Here is a 20,870-nt window from a genome sequence, read left to right as displayed (position 1 = left end):
CTTTTGCACATTGAAGTGACCCTTTACGGCTACTCCTTGCTATTTCTGAGACAACTGCTTGTAGCGATCATACCAAATGTCCACATACCCCTCAGAAAATGGTCCTTTGCCATTATTGATCCAATCTACTAAAATTTTGACATTTTCTTTTAAAATAAAATCAATGTCCTGCGGATAATGCATGATCTTGCTATGAAGCTCATATTCATCCACATCTAGTAAACGTTTCTCACCATCAGGAAATACTTTGATATCAAGGTCATAATCAATATATTTCAAGGCCTCTTCATCAAGCAAATACGGTGAAGCGAGATTACAATAATAGGAAACCCCCTTTTCTCGGATCATTGCGATTACATTAAACCAGTATTTTTTATGAAAATATACAATAGCTGGCTCACGGGTAACCCAGCGTCTTCCATCCGATTCAGTCACCAATGTATGATCATTGACACCAATCATTGAGAATTCGCTCGTCTTTAAGACCATAGTATCCCGCCACGTTCGATGCAAATTGCCGTCATGTTTGTAGCTTTGGATGCTGACAAACTCTCCTTCTTTTGGAACTCGCATAGCAACCCTTCCCTCAGCAAGAAAACTTGCGTTTTGTTTGGGTGTTCATTACACCGATATCGTAAATATTATAGCAATAAAACAACCCTTTGCCTAGAAATGTTTATCGACTTTATGATTTTTCTTCAATTGTTCGACTAATTTCAACTGAGGTTTGGGAAAGACATACTGTTCAAATTCTTCTGGCGCAGCCCATTGACTGTGTTCTAACGAGAATTCCGACGGTGTGCGTCCATAAAAAAGCAGTATGTGCCATTTCAAATGACTAAAGATGTGAGTAACCTCACCAAGATGTCTTTTTTGCCAAACGACGGGAAATTCAGGGAAAATCGGAGCTGGTTCTTCTGCAACTGCATCCAATGTTAACTGTTGGTCTTGCCAATAAGCCAATAATTGCGTATAGGTCGCCTGATCCACTTCCAAAAGCGGAAAATGCCACATTTTGGCTAACAAGCCAGTTTCTGGTCGCTGCACCAATAAAAAGCGGCCATCTTCTTCAATAGCTCCAGCAATGTAATACACATCTTTTGGCTTCGCTTTTTTTGATTTTACGGGAAAGTCGGTTTGTGTTCCCTGTTGATAGGCTAGACAATATTCTTGCAGTGGACATTCCTCGCATAATGGCGAAGTCGGCGTACAAATACTTGAACCAAGATCCATCAAAGCTTGATTGAATTCTCCTGGCTCATCGTGAGAAATGATTGTACGCATTGCTTCATCAAAGACTCCGCGAGAACTCGCTTTAGCTATATCTGCCTCAATACAAAACAAACGACTCACTACACGCATCACATTGCCATCGATTGCAGGTTCCGGCAATCCAAAAGCGATACTGCCGATCGCCCCGGCAGTGTAAGGACCAATCCCCTTTAACGAACGAATATCAGTGATGGTCTGTGGCATCTCTCCATCGAACTCTGCCATGATTTGTTGAGCGGCAGCTTTTAAATTGCGAGCACGAGAGTAATAACCTAATCCTTCCCAAGCCTTCAAAAGCTTCTGCTCTTCTGCACCAGCTAAATCTTTGATGGTTGGAAATTGTTCCATAAAGCGGTAATAATAGCCAATGACGGTGTCCACTCTTGTTTGCTGGAGCATGATCTCCGAGATCCAGATTGCATAGGGATCGTTGGTTGCTCGCCAGGGGAGATTCCTTTTTTCATCATGGTACCAATTCAAAAACTTGTCTTGGAAAGAACGAATGTCCTCTTTTGACCACTTTTCCCACTGTTTATTCATCCATAACTTCCTCATCTAAAAATTGTTGGATCGCATCCAGAGCGAAACCTTTTTGGTAAAGACCTTGTTTGATTTTCATTTTTCTTTTATTCAAAGGCAACCGCTGATGTCTTCGCAAAAGTCGTTGACCCTCTTTTTGCAAAGCTGCGTTTTCCTCTTCGTCGTCTCTATCTGTAGGCAGTTCATCTAAAATTAATTGGATAACTGGTTGTCTAAACCCTTTTTGCATTAGGTGCAGCGATAGTTTCTGCATCATCTCTTTGTGACTTTTCCCTTGGAACCGACGCAATGCTTTTTCGGCAGTATGATAGCCGACATCAAATTGCTTTTCTTCTGTATATAACGGCATCACTTCTTGAATCACTTCTTCAGACAGCCCTTTTTGTTTTAGTTGCTGACTGATGACTGATGGCCCTTTGTCTCCTAAACGGATTTGTGTCCGCAAGTAGCTTTCTCCGTAGGTACGGTCATCAAGTAAATTTAGTTCTTTCAATCGCTGCACGACCAAATGGCGATCCTCTAAATTGATTTCTTTGTCTTTTAGATAGGTACGAACTTCTTTTTCGGAACGTAGTTGATAGCTAATGTAATTCATTGCTTGCTGCAGCCCAATATCAAAACCGGAGCTTTTTTTGATTTCGGTCAACTCTTCTTCCGTCACTTCTTTTCCTTTTAGAAGACGGAAACGAACCAGAAGATCCTCAGAAACCCGCAAAGATTCTCCATTGGAGCATTCTACTTCGTAAAAGGGACCTTTTCCCTTACTGATACGAATGATCGTTATCATTTTCTTCACCTCACGAACGTATATTCTAGTTTATCACAAAAAAGGGGAAATTCCTTCAAAAGAGCTATAAAAAGTATGGTAAAATAGAGAGACTATTTATCGATAAGGAGCAATCATGGCAAACGTACAACTTAAAAACGGTCAAAAACTACAACTGACGATCAAACGTTTAGGAATCAACGGAGAAGGAATCGGCTATTATAAAAAATTGATCGTCTTTGTCCCGCGAGTTCTTCCGGGGGAAGAAGTGATTGCAGAAGTGACCAAAGCAACTCCGAGGTTTGCAGAAGCGAGAATGACCAAAATCATCAAAAAAAGCAGCGACCGTATTCTCCCCCCTTGTAAATTTTATGATCGTTGTGGGGGCTGTCAATTACAGCATCTTGTTTATGAAAAGCAGCTAGACTTTAAGAAAGACTTATTAAAACAAGCATTAACCAAATTTAAGCCCAAAGGTTATCAGAAGTATATCTTAAAAGATACGATTGGCATGGAAGAACCATGGCACTATCGCAACAAAGCGCAATTTCAGTTGCGATATGATACAAAATCAAAACGAATCGAAGCTGGTCTTTACGAAATGGATTCTCATCGTTTAGTGGCGATTGATGATTGTCTCGTCCAAGAAAAAGCAACCCAAGATGTGATCAATGGCCTTGTGCAGCTACTGAACAAGTATCAACTCCCAATCTATGATGAAAGAAAAAACAGCGGCATCCTGAGGACTTTGATGGTCAGAGTGGGCAGAGCGACCGGCGAAGTACAAGTCGTTTTTATCACGAACTCTAGCAAACTGCCACAGAAAAATGCCTTGATTCGAGAAATCAATCAACGCATGCCTCAAGTAGTTTCGATCATGCAAAATGTCCAAAGCAAGAAGACCTCGGTGATCATGGGGGATGAAACTTTACATCTCTGGGGAAAAGAAGCGATTGAAGAACGATTGCAGGAATTAACATTCGACCTTTCTCCTCGTGCATTCTTCCAACTGAATCCGCAACAAACTAGTATACTTTATGACGAAGCAATCAAAGCACTGGCATTGACCAAAAATGAAACCGTCGTTGATGCCTATTGTGGTGTTGGAACGATTGGACTAAGCCTCGCAAAACATGCAAAGGAAGTCCGTGGGATGGACATCATTCCGCAAGCAATCGAAAATGCCAAAGAAAATGCCCGTCGAATCCAAGCAAATAATACGCATTATGAAACAGGAACTGCTGAAGACTTACTCCCTAAATGGTTTGCTGCTGGTTTTAGACCCGACAGTATTGTGGTTGATCCCCCTCGAACTGGATTAGATGACCACCTGTTGCAAGCGTTAGTTGCTCAGCCGCCAAAGAAAATGGTTTATATCTCTTGTAATGTTTCAACATTAGCCCGTGATTTGGTCAAATTAGCGTCTGTCTTCAAGATTGAGTATCTACAGTCTGTTGACATGTTTCCTCAAACTGCTCGTTGTGAAGTTGTCGTTAAATTGACGCGTATATAAAAAGCCTAGCCATCTTCAAGTAAATGAAGATGGCTAGGCTTTTTTAGGAATTCAGCTAGTATCCAAACACACATTGTTGGACACTAGCTGGATCAAATCTTATTTTGTGACTAAAGCATCAAGGCTGGCTACTGCCAAACTCATTTTGGCGATCTTATCCAATAATGCAAAACGATTGCGACGTATTGCCTCATCATCTACCATGACCATTGTCTGATCAAAATAAGCTTCGATCAATGGTCTCAATGAAACTAGGCTTTGATAGTTTTGTTCCATCGTTTGTTGCGGGAACTTATCTTCAATGGCGACCACTGCCTCATAAAGCGTATTTTCTGATTCGTTCTCAAACAATTCAGGATTGATTTGTTTGTGTTCAAGATCTGCCTTTTTCGCAAGATTAATGACCCTTGTCAAAGCTTCCATCGATGGTTTGAAATCAGAATCATTCAAATGTGCTCTCAACATTTGAGCAGCTTCAAACAAAAGACTGATATCGCCTTGACGAGAGTTGATCACTGCTTCGATCACATCATGACGAATGTTTTTCGTTGCTAAGAATTGACGCAGACGTCCGTCAACAAAATCAATGACTTGCTCTTGTCCTTCGTTCAATTGAATGCCATAGACTGATGGCTGTTCATTGATTGCTGTGCGGATTTTTTCCTGTAAACGGGCTAACGGGAAGTACCAACGTTTCTCAGCAATAATCCGAATGATGCCATAAGTTTGTCGGCGCAATGCGTATGGATCGTTCGATCCGCTTGGAATCATGCCCACTGCAAAGAATGACAGTAAACTGTCTAACTTATCAGCAATTGCTAAAATTGCTCCAACGCTTGATTCAGGTAACGCACCTTCAGCAGAGACAGGCATATAATGTTCACGGATCGCTTGTGCCACTTGCGGTGTTTCTCCTTGCAAGAGAGCATACTTTTCACCCATGACTCCTTGTAATTCCGGAAACTCACCGACCATATTCGTTACTAAATCAAACTTATAGATTTCTGATGCACGTTTCAATTCTGTTCTTTCATCTTCAGACAATCCGACGGTTTCTCCAATGATTTGAGCAATAACAGCTACCCGTTGCATTTTTTCATATAAGCTACCGATTTTTTCGTGGAAAGTGACTTGTTTTAGTTTCTCCACACATTGATCGATGGTAAGTTTCTTATCCTCATTGTAAAAGAATTCCGCGTCTTCTAGACGCGCTGTCAATACTTTCTGATTTCCTTTGACTACATTATCGATTTTTACCCGATCGCCGTTTCTTGCTGAAATGAAATGGGGCAACAAAACACCTTCTGGGGTGCGCACATCAAAATACCGCTGATGTTCTTTCATCGAAGTGACTAAGACTTCTTCTGGAACTGAAAGATATTTTTCATCAAAGTCACCGACAAAAGCAGTCGGATATTCTACCAAGTTGTTCACTTCTTCTAAAAGATCTTCATCAAGATCGATCCGCCAGTTGTTTTCTTTAGCAATTGCCTCAATTTGGTCTACGATCAATTGCTGTCTTTTGGATGGATCAGCGATCACGAATTGGCGTTCCATTTGACTCAAATAGTCATCGGCAGTTTCAAAGGTGACTTCTTCTCCAAGGAAACGATGGCCACGGGATTTCCGATCTGTTACTACGTCAAGGACTGTAAATGGTACGACTTCAGCGCCAAACAATGCTACGATCCAGTGGATTGGCCGGATATACTCAAAATCGAAATTTGCCCAGTGCATTGTTACTGGGAACGCCAAACTAGTAATGACCTCTTTCAAACCAGTTAAAACTTCAAGCGCTGGTTTACCTTGAATATGCTTGGTGACATAGACATACTCCACACCATTTAATTCTTTGAAGGTAATTGCATCTGTGGTCAATCCTTGTCCACGAACGAACCCTTGGGCTGCTTTTGACCAATTGCCATCGGCATCGATTGCAATTTTTTTGGCAGGTCCTTTCACTTCTTCTTGCGTATCAGCTTGACTTTCCGGAATCCCAGTCACATATACAGCTAAACGTCGAGGTGTAGAATAAGCTTCGATCGAACTGAATTGCAGTGCATGAGCTGTCAAAAACTCCGCCGTTTTTTGTTGTAGCTGTTTCATGCTTGGCGTGACAACATGTGCTGGCATTTCTTCTAAACCGATTTCTAATAATAGGTTTTGTGCCATTTTATTTCCCTCCCGCAATCAATTTTTCCGCTTCTTCTGGCGCTAATAATGGATAACCTAGTTTTTCCCGTTCAGCGACAAATAACTTGGCAACTTGTCTTGCTAAATTACGGATACGAGCCAAATATCCAGCACGTTCAGTTACCGAAACAGCTCCTCGAGCGTCTAACAGGTTAAATGTATGACTGCATTTCAAAATATAGTCATATGCAGGATGAACGAGGTTTTCATCAATACAGCGTTTTGCTTCTGCCTCAAAGCGGTCAAAATTGCTTAACAATAACTCTTGATCGCTGACTTCAAAGGAATATTTTGAATGTTCAAATTCAGGCTGACGGAAAATCTCGCCGTATTTGACCCCTGTCGACCATTCCAGATCATAGACACTTTCAACTTCTTGGATATAAGATGCTAAACGTTCTAGTCCATAGGTGATCTCTGAAGTAACGGGTTTGCAGGCCAATCCTCCAACTTGTTGGAAGTAAGTAAACTGAGTGATCTCCATGCCGTCTAGCCAAACTTCCCAACCTAGACCAGCACAACCCATAGAAGGATTTTCCCAGTTGTCTTCTACAAAGCGAATATCATGTTCTAGCGGATCGATCCCTAGCAAACGCAGACTTTCAAGGTATAATTCTTGAATATTTTCTGGAGAGGGCTTCATCACCACTTGAAATTGATGGTGCTGATACAAACGGTTGGGATTTTCTCCATAACGGCCGTCAGCCGGTCGGCGAGACGGCTCCACATAGGCGGCGTTCCAAGGCTCCGGTCCAATTGCACGTAAAAAAGTATACGGACTCATGGTTCCTGCTCCTTTTTCGGTATCATACGCCTGCATTAGCATACAGCCGTTATCAGACCAGAACTTCTGTAAAGTCAAGATCATTTCTTGAACGGTTAATTTACTCATTATTTTCTTCCTTTCTTACAACGCATTGACTACTGGATAAAATTCAACAACATGACCTGGAATCAATTTTACTTCAACAACATGGTCATCCGTCAAAACATCTGACAAATCATACAACATTTGGTCCGGTTTTGTTGTTAACTCTTTGACTAGTTGATCATCTTGCTTGACTAAGATTTGCAATGGAATACTTGCTAACACTTTTAATTTTTTTTCTTTGAATTCTGATGCAGCAATCGTCATATCAAATGGCATGAGAGTCCCCTCCTTTTCTAAGTCATTGATTCTACCGCAAAGGTTGAGTTTTTCATGAAATAGGACACAGGTACTACGTTCTCCCTGCGAGCCTACTGTTTCACATCTGCTCGTCTCTTCTGTGTTACTCCTGCAGTCACTTCTACCAGCAGGGTTCGCTAACAAGGACTTGTATGTCCTGTTTTACAGGTCGATCACAGTGATTCGAGCAATGGTGAACCACACCAAAAAATCCCTATACCTATACTTGCGCATAGATATAGGGACGATATTCTCGCGGTTCCACCCTACTTCCGATTACTCGGCAGCTTCATTGAGTCATACTCCCGGATGCCTGCGAAAAAAGGATTCAACTTGGCTTTCACTATCCCAAGCTCGCTGGATGACTCTGGCTTCTTTCTTTTTTCCGATCAACGTATTTATTTGATTATCCTTATCATAGTAGCTGTATAGGGACTTTGTCAATCAAAAAATATAAAAGCAATTAATTAGGGCCTAAGTCCGGCTGATCGTGAAAGATGATCATATCTGATACCCGACCGTCACTTTCAAAAATCACAGCCTCGTTGTTTCCTTCTCGTAAATAAGGAGCTGGAATATATAACCGTCTTTGCGGTCCTCTCTCCCAGAAACGACCAATATTATGCCCATTGATCACAATAAATCCTTTGCCCCAGCCCGGCAGTTCTACAAATGTATCTGCGCATTCATCCACTTGAAAGCTCACTTTGGAGAAACTCGGTTGTCCCGTTTGCCAGTGACCGGAAAAATCTACTTGATCAAGATTATCCATCGGTAGACTGTATATTTCCCATTCACTTTGAAACGCACCGTTGACGATCACTCCGTCTTTGATACCTTTGTATTGATGATTCATTTGGACGGAGTAATTGACCCGTCCCATGTTCTCAACCAAGATCCCTAACTCATTTGACTCCTCCGTTAGTGTGAGAGTCTTCTTTTGTCCGATTTCCTGATCATATTGAATAAATTGCAGCTGATTATTAATAAACGTATGGGCTCGATCCTGACAATGGATCAGTCGATAGTCTTCGATCACACGCGATTTGCCAATTTGCGAACGATAATAGACATAGCCAGTAGCTTGATCTAACAGTTCCATCGTTAAAGGATAATTGTGCTTGACTGGTTGACTGATGCTAGCTAGTGTCTCAAAGAGAGAAACTCGCTGACTAACTTTCCAGCTACCATAAGCCCGTTTGGCGATTTTTGTAGTCAAAGGAAAGGATGGGATTTCGGTAATTTCACCTATGACTTGTTGAAATGCTTCATACTTAGGTGTCACATCGCCCCATTCCGATAACAACGCATCATAGTCATAGCTAGTAACGTCTGGTGATAATTTCTCATAATAGTTGGCACCATTCATAAAGCCGAAGTTCGTGCCACCATGGAACATATAAATATTGACGGAGCCAGCTTCTAAGCAGTCCCGCAATTCATTAGCAGCGTCGGTTACCGATGTGGTATGGTGCTTGTCATCTCCCCATGCATCAAACCAGCCTATCCAAAATTCCATGACCATCAATGGCTGCTTCTTCCCATGGAATTCTTGAAGTTTTCTAAAATTCTCCTTAATGTCTGATCCACAGTTGATGGTTGGCAGTGCGATGTCCTTGATCGAACCGTTCTCTAACATATCCAGCCAAGGACCATCTGACGTAAATAAGGGCACGTCAATGCCATTGTGACGCATTAGTTCAGCAGACTTTCGCAAATAACTTTTGTCATTTCCATAACTGCCATATTCATTTTCAACTTGCAACATCAAAATTGGTCCTTCTTGAGTGATCTGTAAATCACTCACTTGAGAAAAAAGCTGTGTAAAGTATCGAGCGATCTTTTCCATAAACGGTGGATAGTCAAAGCGAATCTTCATGAAGGGATCTTTTAACAGCCAATAAGGAAGGCCCCCGAATTCCCATTCCGCACAAATATAAGGTGCTGGACGAAGGATCACATACAGCCCTACCTCCTGTGCAAGCTGAATAAAGCGCCGCAAATCAAGATTATCGCTAAAGTCAAACTTTCCTTCCTGCGGTTCATGCATATTCCAAGGCACATACGTTTCGACTGTATTACAACCCATCAAACGTAATTTTTCTAAGCGATCCCGCCAATATGCAGGCACAACTCGAAAATAGTGTATCGAGCCAGAAATAATTTTCATGGGCTGATCATTTAAATAAAATTCGTCTTTGATTACAAAAGCAGTCATTCGCTTCTTCCTTCCTTGATTACATATACACTGTATTGATCTGCAACGGAGTCTTCAGTCAAATGCTTACCGGACAGTAGGTCCTTCTTTCCTACAAATTGTGCCGGCACCTTTTGCGCTTGCTTCTGAAAATTGATGATAAAATAGTAAACCGCTTCTTCCGTATGACGACAGCTGATTTCTAGATTTGTTTCTCCTTCAATCACAGCAGTTAGATTTGCGCTATTGGTTGCTTCATCCAAGATCGTATCTAAAAGATCTTTTTCAAGTTGAGTCCCAATATAATAAACGACCCCTTTACCAAATCGATTTTTGGTCACTGCTGGTGAACCGGCATAGAAGTTACTCGTATAGTCCGCTACAGATTCAGCGGTCTCCAAATGGATGATCTCACTGACTAAGTTACTTTCTCCCTGTCTTCCCCCCTTTAATTGGATAACGTTCGTCTGCTCTGGTGCTAATGCATCAATCTCTTCTACCCAGATTCCTGCTAGCTCTCTTAAAGGCCCAGGGTAGCCGCCTAGATGGACATTGTCTGACTGGTCAACAATGCCACTCATATACGTTGTGATCAAGGTGCCTCCTTGTTCCACAAAGGATTCAAGAGCTTCTTTCATACCTGCTTTTACCATGTACAAAACCGGTGCTACCAGCACTTGGTACTTGCTGAAATCTGCATCAACTGACACCAAATCGGTTGCGATATTCTTTTCATAAAAGTAACGATAATATTGATGGATTTGTTGCACATAAGTCAAATCAACTGTTGGTCCGCTCGTATATTCCAATGCCCAATAATTATCCCAATCAAATAGAACACCAACTTCAGCCTTTGTTTCACTACCCAAAACTTCGTTCAGTCGGCTCAATTCTTCTCCTAATGCTGCAGTTTCTTTAAATACACGGGTGTTCTCATGCCCAACATGTTCTATCACCGCACCATGAAACTTCTCACAAGCACCAATGGAGCGGCGAAGTTGGAAAAACTGGATTGTATCTGCTCCATGAGCGATCGTCTGATAGCTTTGCGCGCGCATTTGGCCAGGTTTTTTCAATGAATTATATGGTTGCCAGTTTTGTTGGGATGGTGTTTGTTCCATCAACATAAACGGCGCTTGCTTCAATCCCCGCATCAAATCATGAGTCATTGCAACGAAACTCCATGGTGTATTATACGAAGGATAGTTGTCCCAAGAAACAATATCCATTTCTTTTGCCCATTTGAAGTAATCGAGTCCTTTAAAAGTTCCCATCAAATTCGTGGTAATCGGTGTTTGACTATCGAATTGACGAATAGCATCCCGTTCTAACTTAAAGTTTTCTAAAAGACTGTCAGAATTGAAACGACGATAATCGATAGAAATTCCTGCAAATGCGGTTTTGTCATGACCGATTCCTTCAGAAAGAGCATTCGGCAGAACGATTTCGTCCCATTCATAAACAGTATGCCCCCAAAATTCCAGATTCCACGCTTTATTCAATGCCTCAAGGGTTTGATACTTATCTTTTAGCCAGACCCGAAAAGCTTTCTCACAGTTTTCGCAATAACACTCACCTCCATATTCATTATTGATATGCCAACAAGTGACTTGCGGGTTACCACCATAGCGTTGTGCCAATTTCCCAGCTAATCGTTGTGCATATTTTTGGTAGACTAAGCTGTTAGGACACGCATTGTGCCGCTGTCCAAATTTATGGTGCCGCCCTTCATAGTCAGTTCGAGCCACTTCTGGATAGCGCTTGAACATCCATGCTGGCAACGCCGCTGTTGAAGTCGCTAATACAATGTCGTAGCCTTCTTCACTCAACATATCAATCATCTCATCCAACTCATTAAAGTAATAATCGTGCTCTGAAGGTTGGATTTTTGCCCAAGAAAAGACATTGATAGTCGCACTATTGATGTGTGCATTTCTAAAAATTCGCATATCTTCTTGCCAGATTTCTTGCGGCCACTGATTAGGGTTATAATCGCCACCGAATAAAAACCGTTCAAAAACTTTTTTCATGTTTGACGCTCCTTTTTCTCATTGATAATTATTATTGTAAGGCTTTTCAAAAAGTTGTAGTATAATAGGATTGTCATGATTCTATAATATTTCGAAACAAGGAGAATTCAATGTCTATCTATTTCTATCAGAACAACCCTCGGCTCCCTGTCAGTATCGAGAGCATTGGGAATCATTGGGCACAAGATGAAGTGGTTCGCCCCACTGGTTATCCATATTATCACTGGTTACAAACTACCGCTGGCCAAGGGACCGTCCTTTTTAACGATCAATCCTTTGTGTTAACTCCTGGGGCTGGCATTTTGATTTTGCCATTCATCCCTCATCGTTACCATCCTCATATAGACTGGCAGACAAACTTTGTTACGCTGCAAGGAGATTTAGTACAGGAATTGTTGAAACCTTTTAGTGGAAAGCGCTACTTGATGGGGCAAGATAGCCCTTTATTTTCTTACAGTGAGTGGATCAATCAACGAATCCGCGACGATCAAGAAAAAATATTAGACCCATTGCGCTCTTCCAGCAGTTGCTATCACTTTCTTTTGGCATTGATCCAACAACAAAATGCTGACGCAAATGAAAAGCATCATTTGTACCAACGCTACATTGCGCCTGTACTACAAGAAATCGAAACCAATTATGCTCATCCATTGACCGTCGCTGAACTTGCGGAAAAAATTTTTGTAACTCCGCAGTATTTGTCGCGGCTCTTTCAGCGCTTTTTGGGGCAGTCAACCTCCCAATTTTTGCTGAATTATCGCCTGAATCGTGCCAAAGAATTATTGGTAGGCGAGCCTCATCTGGACATCCAAGATGTCGCTTTCTTGGTAGGAATCCCAGATGCAAGTCATTTCACTGCTCTTTTCAAAAAAAAAGTTGGCGCTACTCCAAAGAAGTTTCGCCAACTTTATCGTTGATCTTTGGGTTTCAGGATATCTTGCCACTGTCCCATTTGATCAATAAATTTTTTGCTTTTCAAATGTAAGCCAACATATTCATCATACAATAAATCAATTACCTGACGAATGGCTTGCTTCGTTTCTGGTTTTAACTTGATCGATGCGATTTGTTCATAAGAGATTTGTGCAAACAAACGAATAAAATGGATTGCCCTTGGATCACCGTGATAACGATGGTCATCTAAGGCCCAATGCTTTTCGCATATGACGCCATTGTATTTCGAGGAATAATCAAAGCGGCCTTCTGTTTGTCCGCAGACCGCACAGTGGGTCCATATCGGTGAGACCCCAAAACGCTGCAGCAACTGAATCTCAAAAATATTAGTGATGATCTCTGCATCATTATCAGTATCCATCAACTGCAAAGCTTCATGTAAGAAATGATAGAGATTTGGATCGTACACGCGGTCATCGATCGCAGAGTCAGCCAGATTCAATAGATACGTAGCATAGCCTGCAAGAAAAATATCACCTTGGATTTTGCGAAAAGAATGGATATCTTTGGCATTATTCAAGAATGACAAGCCCTCAGAACGAATATTTCCAATATAGGTCGCTTCAGTGTACGAAAGCAAAGCTGGCGTTAAAGGATTATTCTTGCGGTGGGCACCTTTTACATAGAACATTTGCTTTCCAGCCGATTCAGTGAATATTTTGACCAGTTTATCTTTTTCTTTATGGTCCCTAGTAAATAACAAGATCCCTTTTGTTTCAACTAAATTCATGAACAACGCTCCTTTCTAAACCAGAAAGCTGAAGCAGCTCAATCCCCTTCGCTTGCTCCAGCTTTCTTTGTCTTTTCTCTCATCAAACTTCTTAGCTGATCTTGTTTAGAGAAGATCAGTAATCATCGTTCCGATAACCGTAGTCTGTCAGGAAGGTTTGTTTGTCTCGCCAGTCTTTTTGAACTTTGACCCATAATTCCAAGTAAACTTTATCGTCTAACAAATGCTCGATATCTAATCGTGCTTTTGTTCCGATTTGTTTCAGCATTTTGCCGCCTTTCCCAATAATGATTCCTTTTTGGCTATCCCGTTCAACGACGATCGTTGCTTGAATATGAACTTTATCATTTTCATCCCGTTTCATCGAGTCAACCACCACAGCGACTGAGTGAGGCACTTCGTCTCTAGTCAGTAACAGCACTTTTTCCCGCACTAATTCCGAAACGATGAAATATTCTGGATGGTCTGTGATTTGATCCTCAGGAAAATATTGGGGACCTTCCGGCATTTGATCAATGACTAATCTCATCAATGTCTCAAAATTATTTCCTTCCGTTGCCGAAATCGGCACGATCTCCGCAAACGTCATTTGAGTCGCATAATCTTCGATAATAGCTAAAAGTTCGTCTGGACGTACTTTATCGATTTTATTGATAACTAGAAAGACCGGCGTCTCGTTTTTCCGCAGCCGCTCGATAATGAAGTCATCGCCCTTCCCCCGTTTTTGATCGGCACTGATCATAAATAAGGTCACATCGACTTCACGTAGTGCACTATAAGCAGTTTCCACCATGAAATCTCCTAAGCGATGTTTTGGCTTATGGATTCCAGGTGTATCGATAAAAACGATTTGTGCATCTGGTGTTGTGTAAACCCCTTGGATTTTATTTCGGGTCGTTTGTGCTTTGTCGCTCATGATAGCGATTTTTTGACCTACTACGCGATTAAGTAATGTGGATTTACCAACGTTGGGCCGGCCAACAATGGCAGCAAAGCCTGATTTATGTGTTGTCATAGGTGATCTCCTCTGTGTGTTATCTTTCTAAAAGAACGCTAAAATTTTTGGTATAAAAATGATTGCCGCAACGATCAATGCAAAGAATGCTGTCATCAGGACTGCTCCTGCCGCCATGTCTTTGATTTTTTTGCCAATGGGATGGAAGTGAAAATCGGTAAACATATCAACGACATTTTCAAAGGCTGTGTTGACGATTTCCACGATCCAAACCAAAAATACCGACAATAACAACCAGAGCCATTCCATTTGATTTAATCTAAAGACAAATCCCGCAATGATTGCAACGATGCCTAACAAGACATGTTTGCGCATATTGCGCTCTTCGTCAAAGACGGTCTTGATTCCTGTAAAGGCAAATTCAATGGATGTGATAAATTGTTTGTTTTTTTCTGTATTCTTATCTTTTGAGTCCATAGGCATCCAATATTTCCTTTTGCAGACCGAACATTTCTTTCTCATCTTCTGGTGTCATATGATCATAACCATTGATATGCAAAAATCCATGCAGCGCTAAAAAGCCTAATTCTCGATCATAGCTGTGTCCATACTCACTAGCTTGCTCTTTTGCCCGCTCGACTGAAATCATGATATCCCCGAGATTTCTCGGCATAGTTGGCATTTCATCATCAAAGATGATCGGCAACTCTTCTTCCGTTTCTTCTTCTAAAGCAAAACTGATGACATCCGTCGGTTGATCTTTATCACGATAGTCCCGATTGATGATTTGGATAGCGGCATTGTCCATGAAGGTGACAGACATTTCCGTATCCTCAGGCAGCTTCAAATAGTCTGCCGCATACTGCAGCAGTTCATCAATTTCATTGATTTTCTCTTGACTCACTGTATTTGTTTCATCTAAAAAAGCAATCTCCATTACCGATCTCTTCTTTCTTGTTCTTCTTTCATTTTTTCAGCTTCGGACTTCATTTTCGGATATTTGATCCGTGAATGGAATGTACTACACAATCCATTGACTAAGGACTTTTCAATGATACGAATTTCATGCAATGTCAGTCCGGACTCATCTAATTGTCCATCAAGAATCCGATCATTGATCAAATTCGAAACAAATTCCTTGATTTTCTGATCTGTGGGATTATCCATTGCCCGTACAGCAGCTTCACAACTATCCGCGATACTAACGACCCCTGCTTCTCTTGTTTGTGGTTTTGGTCCAGGATAGCGAAAATCGGCTTCTGTCACTTCTGGATTACGTTCTTTCGCTTTGACATAGAAATAACGCATCAAGGTTGTTCCATGGTGCTGGCGACAAATATCCACCACCATCTGAGGCATTTTCTCATTTTCTAAAAGAACCGCTCCATCGATCACATGTCCGAAAATGATTTGCTTGCTGTCTTCCGGAAGCAAAAAGTTATGGGGATTTTCAGCCCCTGCGGGTAAATTCTCAACAAAGAAATTCGCATGCTTTAATTTACCGATATCATGATAGTAACAAGCGACCCGTGTCAGTAAACTTTGTCCGCCGATCTCTGCTACAGCATTAGCACTCAAATTGGCGACCATCATACTATGATGATAGGTTCCTGGTGCTTCTTCCAGTAATTGTTTAAGTAACGGGTGATTTGGATTACTTAGTTCGTTCAGAACGATCATGCTATTGTCTGAGACCAATAACTCAATGTATTGATGCAAACCAATCGTTAGTAGATAGCTAAGTAATGAACCCGCTAAGGCACAAATGATCGTCGTCCAGGTATTGCCTCTCGCGAAATCCATCCCTTGGAAAATCACTAACATGACACTTAATAAGAACGGAAAGACGATGACCCACATAATGGCTGTTCGTCCTTGACTGGCGATTCGTTCCCTTCTGATCATCGTTCCCATCAATCCAGAGAATAAATAGGTTACCAAGACAGTAGTCAGCATATTCGTACCGCTGGAATCAAAATAAATGAAAATCGCATTGATCACTTGAAACATTGCAGCTAAAATTCCCAAACGCCGACTTGAGAATATATTCAAGATCAGCGGGGTAAAGGCAGCTGGAAAGAATAACGGAATGAACGCGATGAGTTCAGACTGAAATAGTTGGAAAAACTTCATCAATAAAATACTAAAAATCATCGCAATGACATAAAAGGTCACAGCATTCATCCGTTTGTCTTCGTTTTTTGTCTGCCGTGTGTAATAAAAGAGCATGAGCATCTGTAAAGCAGCAGTAAAAACTAAAGCAATCAACGGAAATACAGAGAAGGTTTGACTCGTCAGACCGAGAAGCTGCAATTTTTCTAATGCATTTGAATCAATCTGCGAGCCTTCCCGGACAATGATCTCACCTTGATAGATCATAACCGGCTGAACAGCGTCTTTGGCAGCCTGCCGAGCTTCTTCCGTTCGTTTCTCATTAGGAAAATCGTTGACAACGATCCCTTGATTGACTAAAAAGCGTAATGCTGTTGCCATTTCAGAAGTTACATCCAAAAACTGGATCTTTTCTTCGGCTTCTGATCGAAAAGTACTCAATTCAGATTGGCGGATCTGTTTAGCCATTTGTTCATCAACAAGCTGCAGCGCATAATCTCTTACCGTGTTCAGCTGATCACTATTCAATGAAAATAATGTCGACAAAAAATTATTGGTCAGCGCTTGATAAAAATCAAGTTCATCATCACTCATTTTTTCAAATTCTTTTTTTAAAGTGGCGATATACTCTTCTGTATCCGGTTTAGGAACATTTTCATTTTCACCAGCAGCTTTGACCGCAGCTTCATATTTCGTATTGACAGTCTTGTTGACTGTATCAATCAATTCAAACAAATGATTGATCCGTTCATGTTGAACTTGTGCCAAATCGTCTTGATACGTGTATTCAGGCGAGACGGCTTCAGCGGCTAGCGTACGTTTTTGTTCAGTAGCAGTTGTGTTTTCAATCGTTTTGTTGGCTCGGATATTTTCTTCCGCAACCTGCCCCTCGCTGTAGTCGACATTGTTTTGTTTTACACTGGAAAACATGATCCCAATAGATAAAACAAAAAAGAGCACCATAAGCAGCGGCAGGTAAAAGCGGCCTAATTTTTCTCGAAAATTCCGTAACGGTTGTATGATCATTTTACCCCTCCTGTCCGACAATCAACGTTGTTCTTTACTATCGGATTCCTCATAGGCACGTATAATGTCTGCAACGACTGGATGACGAACGACATCTCCTGCTTCAAAGTGCGCGAACGCAATTTTAGGAATTGCTTCTAACGCTCGTTGCGCATGAATCAGTCCGCTCGTTGTTCCTTTTGGTAAATCAATTTGACTTGTATCGCCATTAACGATCATTTTTGAATTAAATCCTAGGCGGGTCAAAAACATTTTCATTTGGGCAATAGTGGTATTCTGTGCCTCATCAAGAATCACAAAAGCATCTTCCAAAGTCCGCCCCCTCATATAGGCTAGCGGAGCAATCTCGATCACGCCGCGTTCCATCAAACGATTGGTATGATCCATACCAAAGATTTGATAAAGGGCATCATAAACGGGACGCAAATAGGGATCGACTTTTTCTTTCAGATCACCTGGTAAAAAGCCAAGATTTTCACCTGCTTCAACAGCGGGTCGCGTCAAGATGATTTTTTGAACTTGTCCTTTCTTCAATGCCGCAATGGCCATGACAACGGCAAGAAACGTCTTTCCGGTTCCTGCTGGTCCAACGCCAAAAACGACATCATGGGTTCTGATGGCTTCAATATATTTCTTTTGTCCGGCATTTTTTGCGCGGATCGGCTTACCGTTACGATCTTTGATGATTTCTTCTTCATACATATCTGTGAAATAATCTAAGTTTCCTTTATTTGCCATGTTCAATGCCGTAATAACATCTGGCGTACTGATATTGATCCCTCGTTTGATCAACTCTTGCAACGCATGGATCACGGATTGGGCTTTTTCAGCGGCTGTCTTTTCACCAATGATTTGGATCATTTCTCCGCGGGTATGAATCGTTGTTTGTGTAGCATCTTCGATGACTTTGATATGTTTGTCATGGGAACCCAACAACAAACTAATATCATCATTTTGAGTCAGTTGGATTTCCAAAGAAATACGCTCTTCTGTCAAATAAGTTACAGCTCCTTTTTTAGGCATTCTAGTTTATAATACCACACAATCGCTAAAAGCAAAATTACTTGTAAGCTTCAAGAAGCGTTTTGGCAGCGTTCTTTGCAATTTATTAATAGTTTGTTTTTCGATCATTGATTCTACTTAAAAATACTCACTAAGAAAGAACAAAAAAGCCGTAAGCATCCAATAAAATGCTTACGGCGTGTCCTTACATTTGCCCTAATAATTCTTTGACGATCGCATTGACTTGGTTGCCGTCTGCTTTGCCTTTTACTTGAGGCATCACAGCGCCCATCACTTTTCCGAATTCCTTCGGAGAAGAAGCCCCTGTTTTTTCGATCGCACCAGCAACGATTTGGCGAATTTCCGCTTCATCAAGTTGTGCCGGCAAGTATTTTTCAACAATTGCAATTTCACCTTTGACTTTTTCAGCCAGATCGGTACGGTCGGCTTTCTCAAATTCAGTCAGAGAATCACGACGTTGTTTCATTTCACGAGACAACACAGTCAATTCTTCCTCTTCGTTCAAGTCGGCACCTTTTTTGATCTGTTCGTTTTGAATCGATGCTTTCAACATGCGAATCACCTGCAACGTTTCCTTGTCTTTGGCTTTCATCGCTGTTTTCATGTCATCATTCAGTGTACTTAGTAGCGTCACACTACCAGCTCCAATTCTCAAAACAGTAGAAAATTAGAATTTTTTACGTTTTCTAGCTGCTTCAGATTTTTTCTTACGCTTTACACTTGGTTTTTCGTAAAATTCACGTTTACGAGATTCCTGTAAAGTACCCGCTTTTGACACGGAACGTTTGAAGCGACGAAGAGCATCGTCAAGTGATTCGTTTTTGCGAACGACTGTTTTTGACATGTAAATTCCCTCCCTCCGAGCTTAAAAAGTAACCGTATTTGTCATTGAAATAAAATCTCAAAAAACAAGACTGTCCTTTGAAAATTATAGCTAACCCCTGAAAAAGTGTCAAGGTATTCTAATAAAAAAGTCGATGAACTTCCTGATTCAATCTTAGAATCCGAACAATCAGCGACAATCTTCACATCTGCCTAGAATTTCAAAACGATGGCCTTCGATACTGCACCCGGGCAATTGTTCTTGAAAGAAATCCATTGGACAAATATGCAGCTCTTTTGTTTTGCCACAAACCGTGCAAATAAAATGATGATGGTGATGATCTTCCAATTCCACGCAGCAATTATAACGAAATTTCATTTCTCCATTCAATTCAGTCTCTTCCAAGATGCCAATCTCAGAAAAATCATGAAGGTTCCGATAGATCGTGTCATAACTTAGACCCGGGTATTCTTCAGACATGAAATCATGGATTTCTTTTGCCGGCAAATAACGGTTGCGTTTCACTAAATAAGTAATGATAGCTTCTCTTTTTTTGGTATATTTATAGCCATGTTCTTTTAATATCGACATAGCTTGCTCAATCAATGGTTGATTTTTCATCGAATCCCTCCAGTAAATCAAAATCATTCCGATTTTTAGCGATCGTAAGTATGGTATAATGAAATTATCAAAAATGCAAGAGAGGATTTTACTATGAACCCACAAGAAACGATTGTCACGATTTTTGTCTTGTCCGATTCAGCAGGAGAAACGGCCTCCAAATTAGCTCAAGCAACGATGGCACAGTACCCAAGTGTTGAATTCAACTTATTTCGGCGTACCTTTATTCACACCAAAGAACACTTGATCCAGGCGTTGACTGATGCCAAAAAACACGATGCCATTATTTTGCACACACTGATTAACGATGAGCTAGTCTCGCTAACCAATCACTTTTGTGAAGAAGCCGACCTGTATCATTTTGATGTATTGACTCCTCCTGTCACCGAGGTAGAAAAACGCACAGGTGTCGCTCCATCGCGAGAACCCGGCGCATTGCATCATTTAAACAAAAATTATTTCAAACGTATCAAAGCAATGGAATTCGCTGTTAAATACGATGATGGAAAAGACCCACGAGGTTTTCTCGAAGCCGATGTCGTTTTGTTAGGTGTTTCCCGAACATCAAAAACACCGCTAAGTCTTTTCTTAGCCAACAAAAACTTAAAGGTGGCGAATTTGCCTCTTGTGCCCCAAGCACACATTCCTAAGCAGTTGTGGGAAATCGAACCGAGTAAAATCGTTGGGTTAACGAATGATCCCGACGTTTTAAACAGCATACGTAAAGAACGGATGCGTTCTTACGGATTGAATCCAGACACGGCGTATTCAGATATTGAAAAAATCCGGGCTGAATTAGAATTTGCCAATGATCTTTATCAAAAGTTAGGCTGCATCGTCATTAATGTTGCCTCTCTTTCAATTGAAGAGACAGCTTCCATGATTTTGAATGCATTGAATTTGGAAGACCATAGTTACTACACGTCAGAAACAGAAGAATAACCAGC

At 41.1% G+C, this 20,870-nt stretch carries 20 protein-coding genes; 3 read left to right on the top strand and 17 right to left on the bottom strand.

Annotated features, from left to right (window positions below):
* Nucleotides 1-39: 39 nt before the first annotated feature.
* The 3 genes from ntdP to recX form a co-directional block, all read right to left on the bottom strand.
* Nucleotides 40-573, bottom strand: coding sequence for a nucleoside tri-diphosphate phosphatase (gene ntdP, locus ACTFWY_RS02780; protein WP_003126316.1), 534 nt, complete (start codon nucleotides 571-573; stop codon nucleotides 40-42).
* 93 nt (nucleotides 574-666) lie between these two features.
* Nucleotides 667-1,812: an A/G-specific adenine glycosylase gene (mutY, locus tag ACTFWY_RS02775; protein WP_081131592.1), complete on the bottom strand. Its 1,146-nt coding sequence runs from the start codon at nucleotides 1,810-1,812 to the stop codon at nucleotides 667-669.
* Nucleotides 1,805-2,599: a recombination regulator RecX gene (gene recX / locus ACTFWY_RS02770; RefSeq protein WP_252711369.1), complete on the bottom strand. Its 795-nt coding sequence runs from the start codon at nucleotides 2,597-2,599 to the stop codon at nucleotides 1,805-1,807. Before recX ends, mutY begins: the two co-directional genes overlap by 8 nt.
* Nucleotides 2,600-2,714: 115 nt before the next feature.
* Between recX and rlmD the strand changes: the two genes are divergently transcribed.
* The gene (gene rlmD / locus ACTFWY_RS02765; protein ID WP_003126313.1) at nucleotides 2,715-4,091 is read left to right on the top strand and encodes a 23S rRNA (uracil(1939)-C(5))-methyltransferase RlmD; all 1,377 of its coding nucleotides are present in this window, start codon (nucleotides 2,715-2,717) and stop codon (nucleotides 4,089-4,091) included.
* 99 nt (nucleotides 4,092-4,190) lie between these two features.
* Here rlmD and glyS read toward each other — a convergent pair whose 3' ends face one another.
* The 5 genes from glyS to ACTFWY_RS02740 form a co-directional block, all read right to left on the bottom strand.
* Nucleotides 4,191-6,263 (bottom strand): glycine--tRNA ligase subunit beta, encoded by a 2,073-nt coding sequence (glyS, locus tag ACTFWY_RS02760; protein WP_081131594.1) that lies wholly within the window; start codon nucleotides 6,261-6,263, stop codon nucleotides 4,191-4,193.
* 1 nt (nucleotide 6,264) lies between these two features.
* Complete coding sequence (gene glyQ / locus ACTFWY_RS02755) at nucleotides 6,265-7,179, bottom strand: glycine--tRNA ligase subunit alpha (RefSeq protein ID WP_162787489.1); 915 nt, start codon at nucleotides 7,177-7,179, stop codon at nucleotides 6,265-6,267.
* A gap of 12 nt (nucleotides 7,180-7,191) precedes the next feature.
* Nucleotides 7,192-7,431 carry a hypothetical protein gene (locus ACTFWY_RS02750; RefSeq protein ID WP_003126309.1) on the bottom strand — a complete coding sequence of 80 codons (240 nt, stop codon included), beginning with the start codon at nucleotides 7,429-7,431 and terminating at the stop codon, nucleotides 7,192-7,194.
* 484 nt (nucleotides 7,432-7,915) lie between these two features.
* Nucleotides 7,916-9,670 (bottom strand): glycoside hydrolase family 35 protein, encoded by a 1,755-nt coding sequence (locus tag ACTFWY_RS02745; RefSeq protein ID WP_311810597.1) that lies wholly within the window; start codon nucleotides 9,668-9,670, stop codon nucleotides 7,916-7,918.
* Nucleotides 9,667-11,679, bottom strand: a complete 2,013-nt coding sequence (locus ACTFWY_RS02740) for a beta-galactosidase (protein WP_311810596.1) — start codon at nucleotides 11,677-11,679, stop codon at nucleotides 9,667-9,669. The genes ACTFWY_RS02745 and ACTFWY_RS02740 overlap by 4 nt, the downstream gene beginning before the upstream one ends.
* 110 nt (nucleotides 11,680-11,789) lie before the next feature.
* Between ACTFWY_RS02740 and ACTFWY_RS02735 the strand changes: the two genes are divergently transcribed.
* Complete coding sequence (locus ACTFWY_RS02735; protein ID WP_311810595.1) at nucleotides 11,790-12,596, top strand: AraC family transcriptional regulator; 807 nt, start codon at nucleotides 11,790-11,792, stop codon at nucleotides 12,594-12,596.
* Here the strand turns inward: ACTFWY_RS02735 and recO are convergent.
* The 9 genes from recO to ACTFWY_RS02690 form a co-directional block, all read right to left on the bottom strand.
* On the bottom strand, nucleotides 12,587-13,363 hold the full coding sequence (gene recO, locus ACTFWY_RS02730) for a DNA repair protein RecO (protein ID WP_021149887.1): 777 nt from the start codon (nucleotides 13,361-13,363) through the stop codon (nucleotides 12,587-12,589). The two genes, ACTFWY_RS02735 and recO, sit on opposite strands and share 10 nt — an antisense overlap.
* A 115-nt stretch (nucleotides 13,364-13,478) precedes the next feature.
* The gene (era, locus tag ACTFWY_RS02725) at nucleotides 13,479-14,378 is read right to left on the bottom strand and encodes a GTPase Era (RefSeq protein ID WP_311810594.1); all 900 of its coding nucleotides are present in this window, start codon (nucleotides 14,376-14,378) and stop codon (nucleotides 13,479-13,481) included.
* Nucleotides 14,379-14,405: 27 nt separating this feature from the next.
* Nucleotides 14,406-14,795 carry a diacylglycerol kinase family protein gene (locus tag ACTFWY_RS02720; RefSeq protein WP_311810620.1) on the bottom strand — a complete coding sequence of 130 codons (390 nt, stop codon included), beginning with the start codon at nucleotides 14,793-14,795 and terminating at the stop codon, nucleotides 14,406-14,408.
* Nucleotides 14,779-15,255: an rRNA maturation RNase YbeY gene (gene ybeY, locus ACTFWY_RS02715; RefSeq protein WP_219645010.1), complete on the bottom strand. Its 477-nt coding sequence runs from the start codon at nucleotides 15,253-15,255 to the stop codon at nucleotides 14,779-14,781. Before ybeY ends, ACTFWY_RS02720 begins: the two co-directional genes overlap by 17 nt.
* Nucleotides 15,255-17,456: an HD family phosphohydrolase gene (locus ACTFWY_RS02710; protein WP_003126300.1), complete on the bottom strand. Its 2,202-nt coding sequence runs from the start codon at nucleotides 17,454-17,456 to the stop codon at nucleotides 15,255-15,257. The genes ybeY and ACTFWY_RS02710 overlap by 1 nt, the downstream gene beginning before the upstream one ends.
* Nucleotides 17,457-17,477: 21 nt before the next feature.
* Nucleotides 17,478-18,452, bottom strand: coding sequence for a PhoH family protein (locus ACTFWY_RS02705; protein WP_003126299.1), 975 nt, complete (start codon nucleotides 18,450-18,452; stop codon nucleotides 17,478-17,480).
* A gap of 211 nt (nucleotides 18,453-18,663) precedes the next feature.
* Nucleotides 18,664-19,113: a GatB/YqeY domain-containing protein gene (locus ACTFWY_RS02700; RefSeq protein WP_003126298.1), complete on the bottom strand. Its 450-nt coding sequence runs from the start codon at nucleotides 19,111-19,113 to the stop codon at nucleotides 18,664-18,666.
* Between the two features lie 33 nt (nucleotides 19,114-19,146).
* Entirely contained in the window at nucleotides 19,147-19,323 is a 177-nt protein-coding gene (gene rpsU, locus ACTFWY_RS02695; RefSeq protein ID WP_002356740.1) for a 30S ribosomal protein S21, read from the bottom strand.
* Between the two features lie 168 nt (nucleotides 19,324-19,491).
* Nucleotides 19,492-19,923, bottom strand: coding sequence for a Fur family transcriptional regulator (locus ACTFWY_RS02690; protein WP_003126280.1), 432 nt, complete (start codon nucleotides 19,921-19,923; stop codon nucleotides 19,492-19,494).
* Between the two features lie 93 nt (nucleotides 19,924-20,016).
* On the opposite strand from ACTFWY_RS02690, the gene ACTFWY_RS02685 reads away from it, so the two are divergent.
* Nucleotides 20,017-20,865, top strand: a complete 849-nt coding sequence (locus ACTFWY_RS02685) for a pyruvate, water dikinase regulatory protein (RefSeq protein WP_003126279.1) — start codon at nucleotides 20,017-20,019, stop codon at nucleotides 20,863-20,865.
* The last annotated feature ends 5 nt before the right edge of the window (nucleotides 20,866-20,870 follow it).

This window comes from Enterococcus sp. 125944 (assembly GCF_051909435.1).
Classification (GTDB): domain Bacteria; phylum Bacillota; class Bacilli; order Lactobacillales; family Enterococcaceae; genus Enterococcus_D; species Enterococcus_D gallinarum.
The sequence above is the reverse complement of the archived record's forward strand: the minus strand, read 5'-3'. Positions and strand labels throughout refer to the sequence as shown.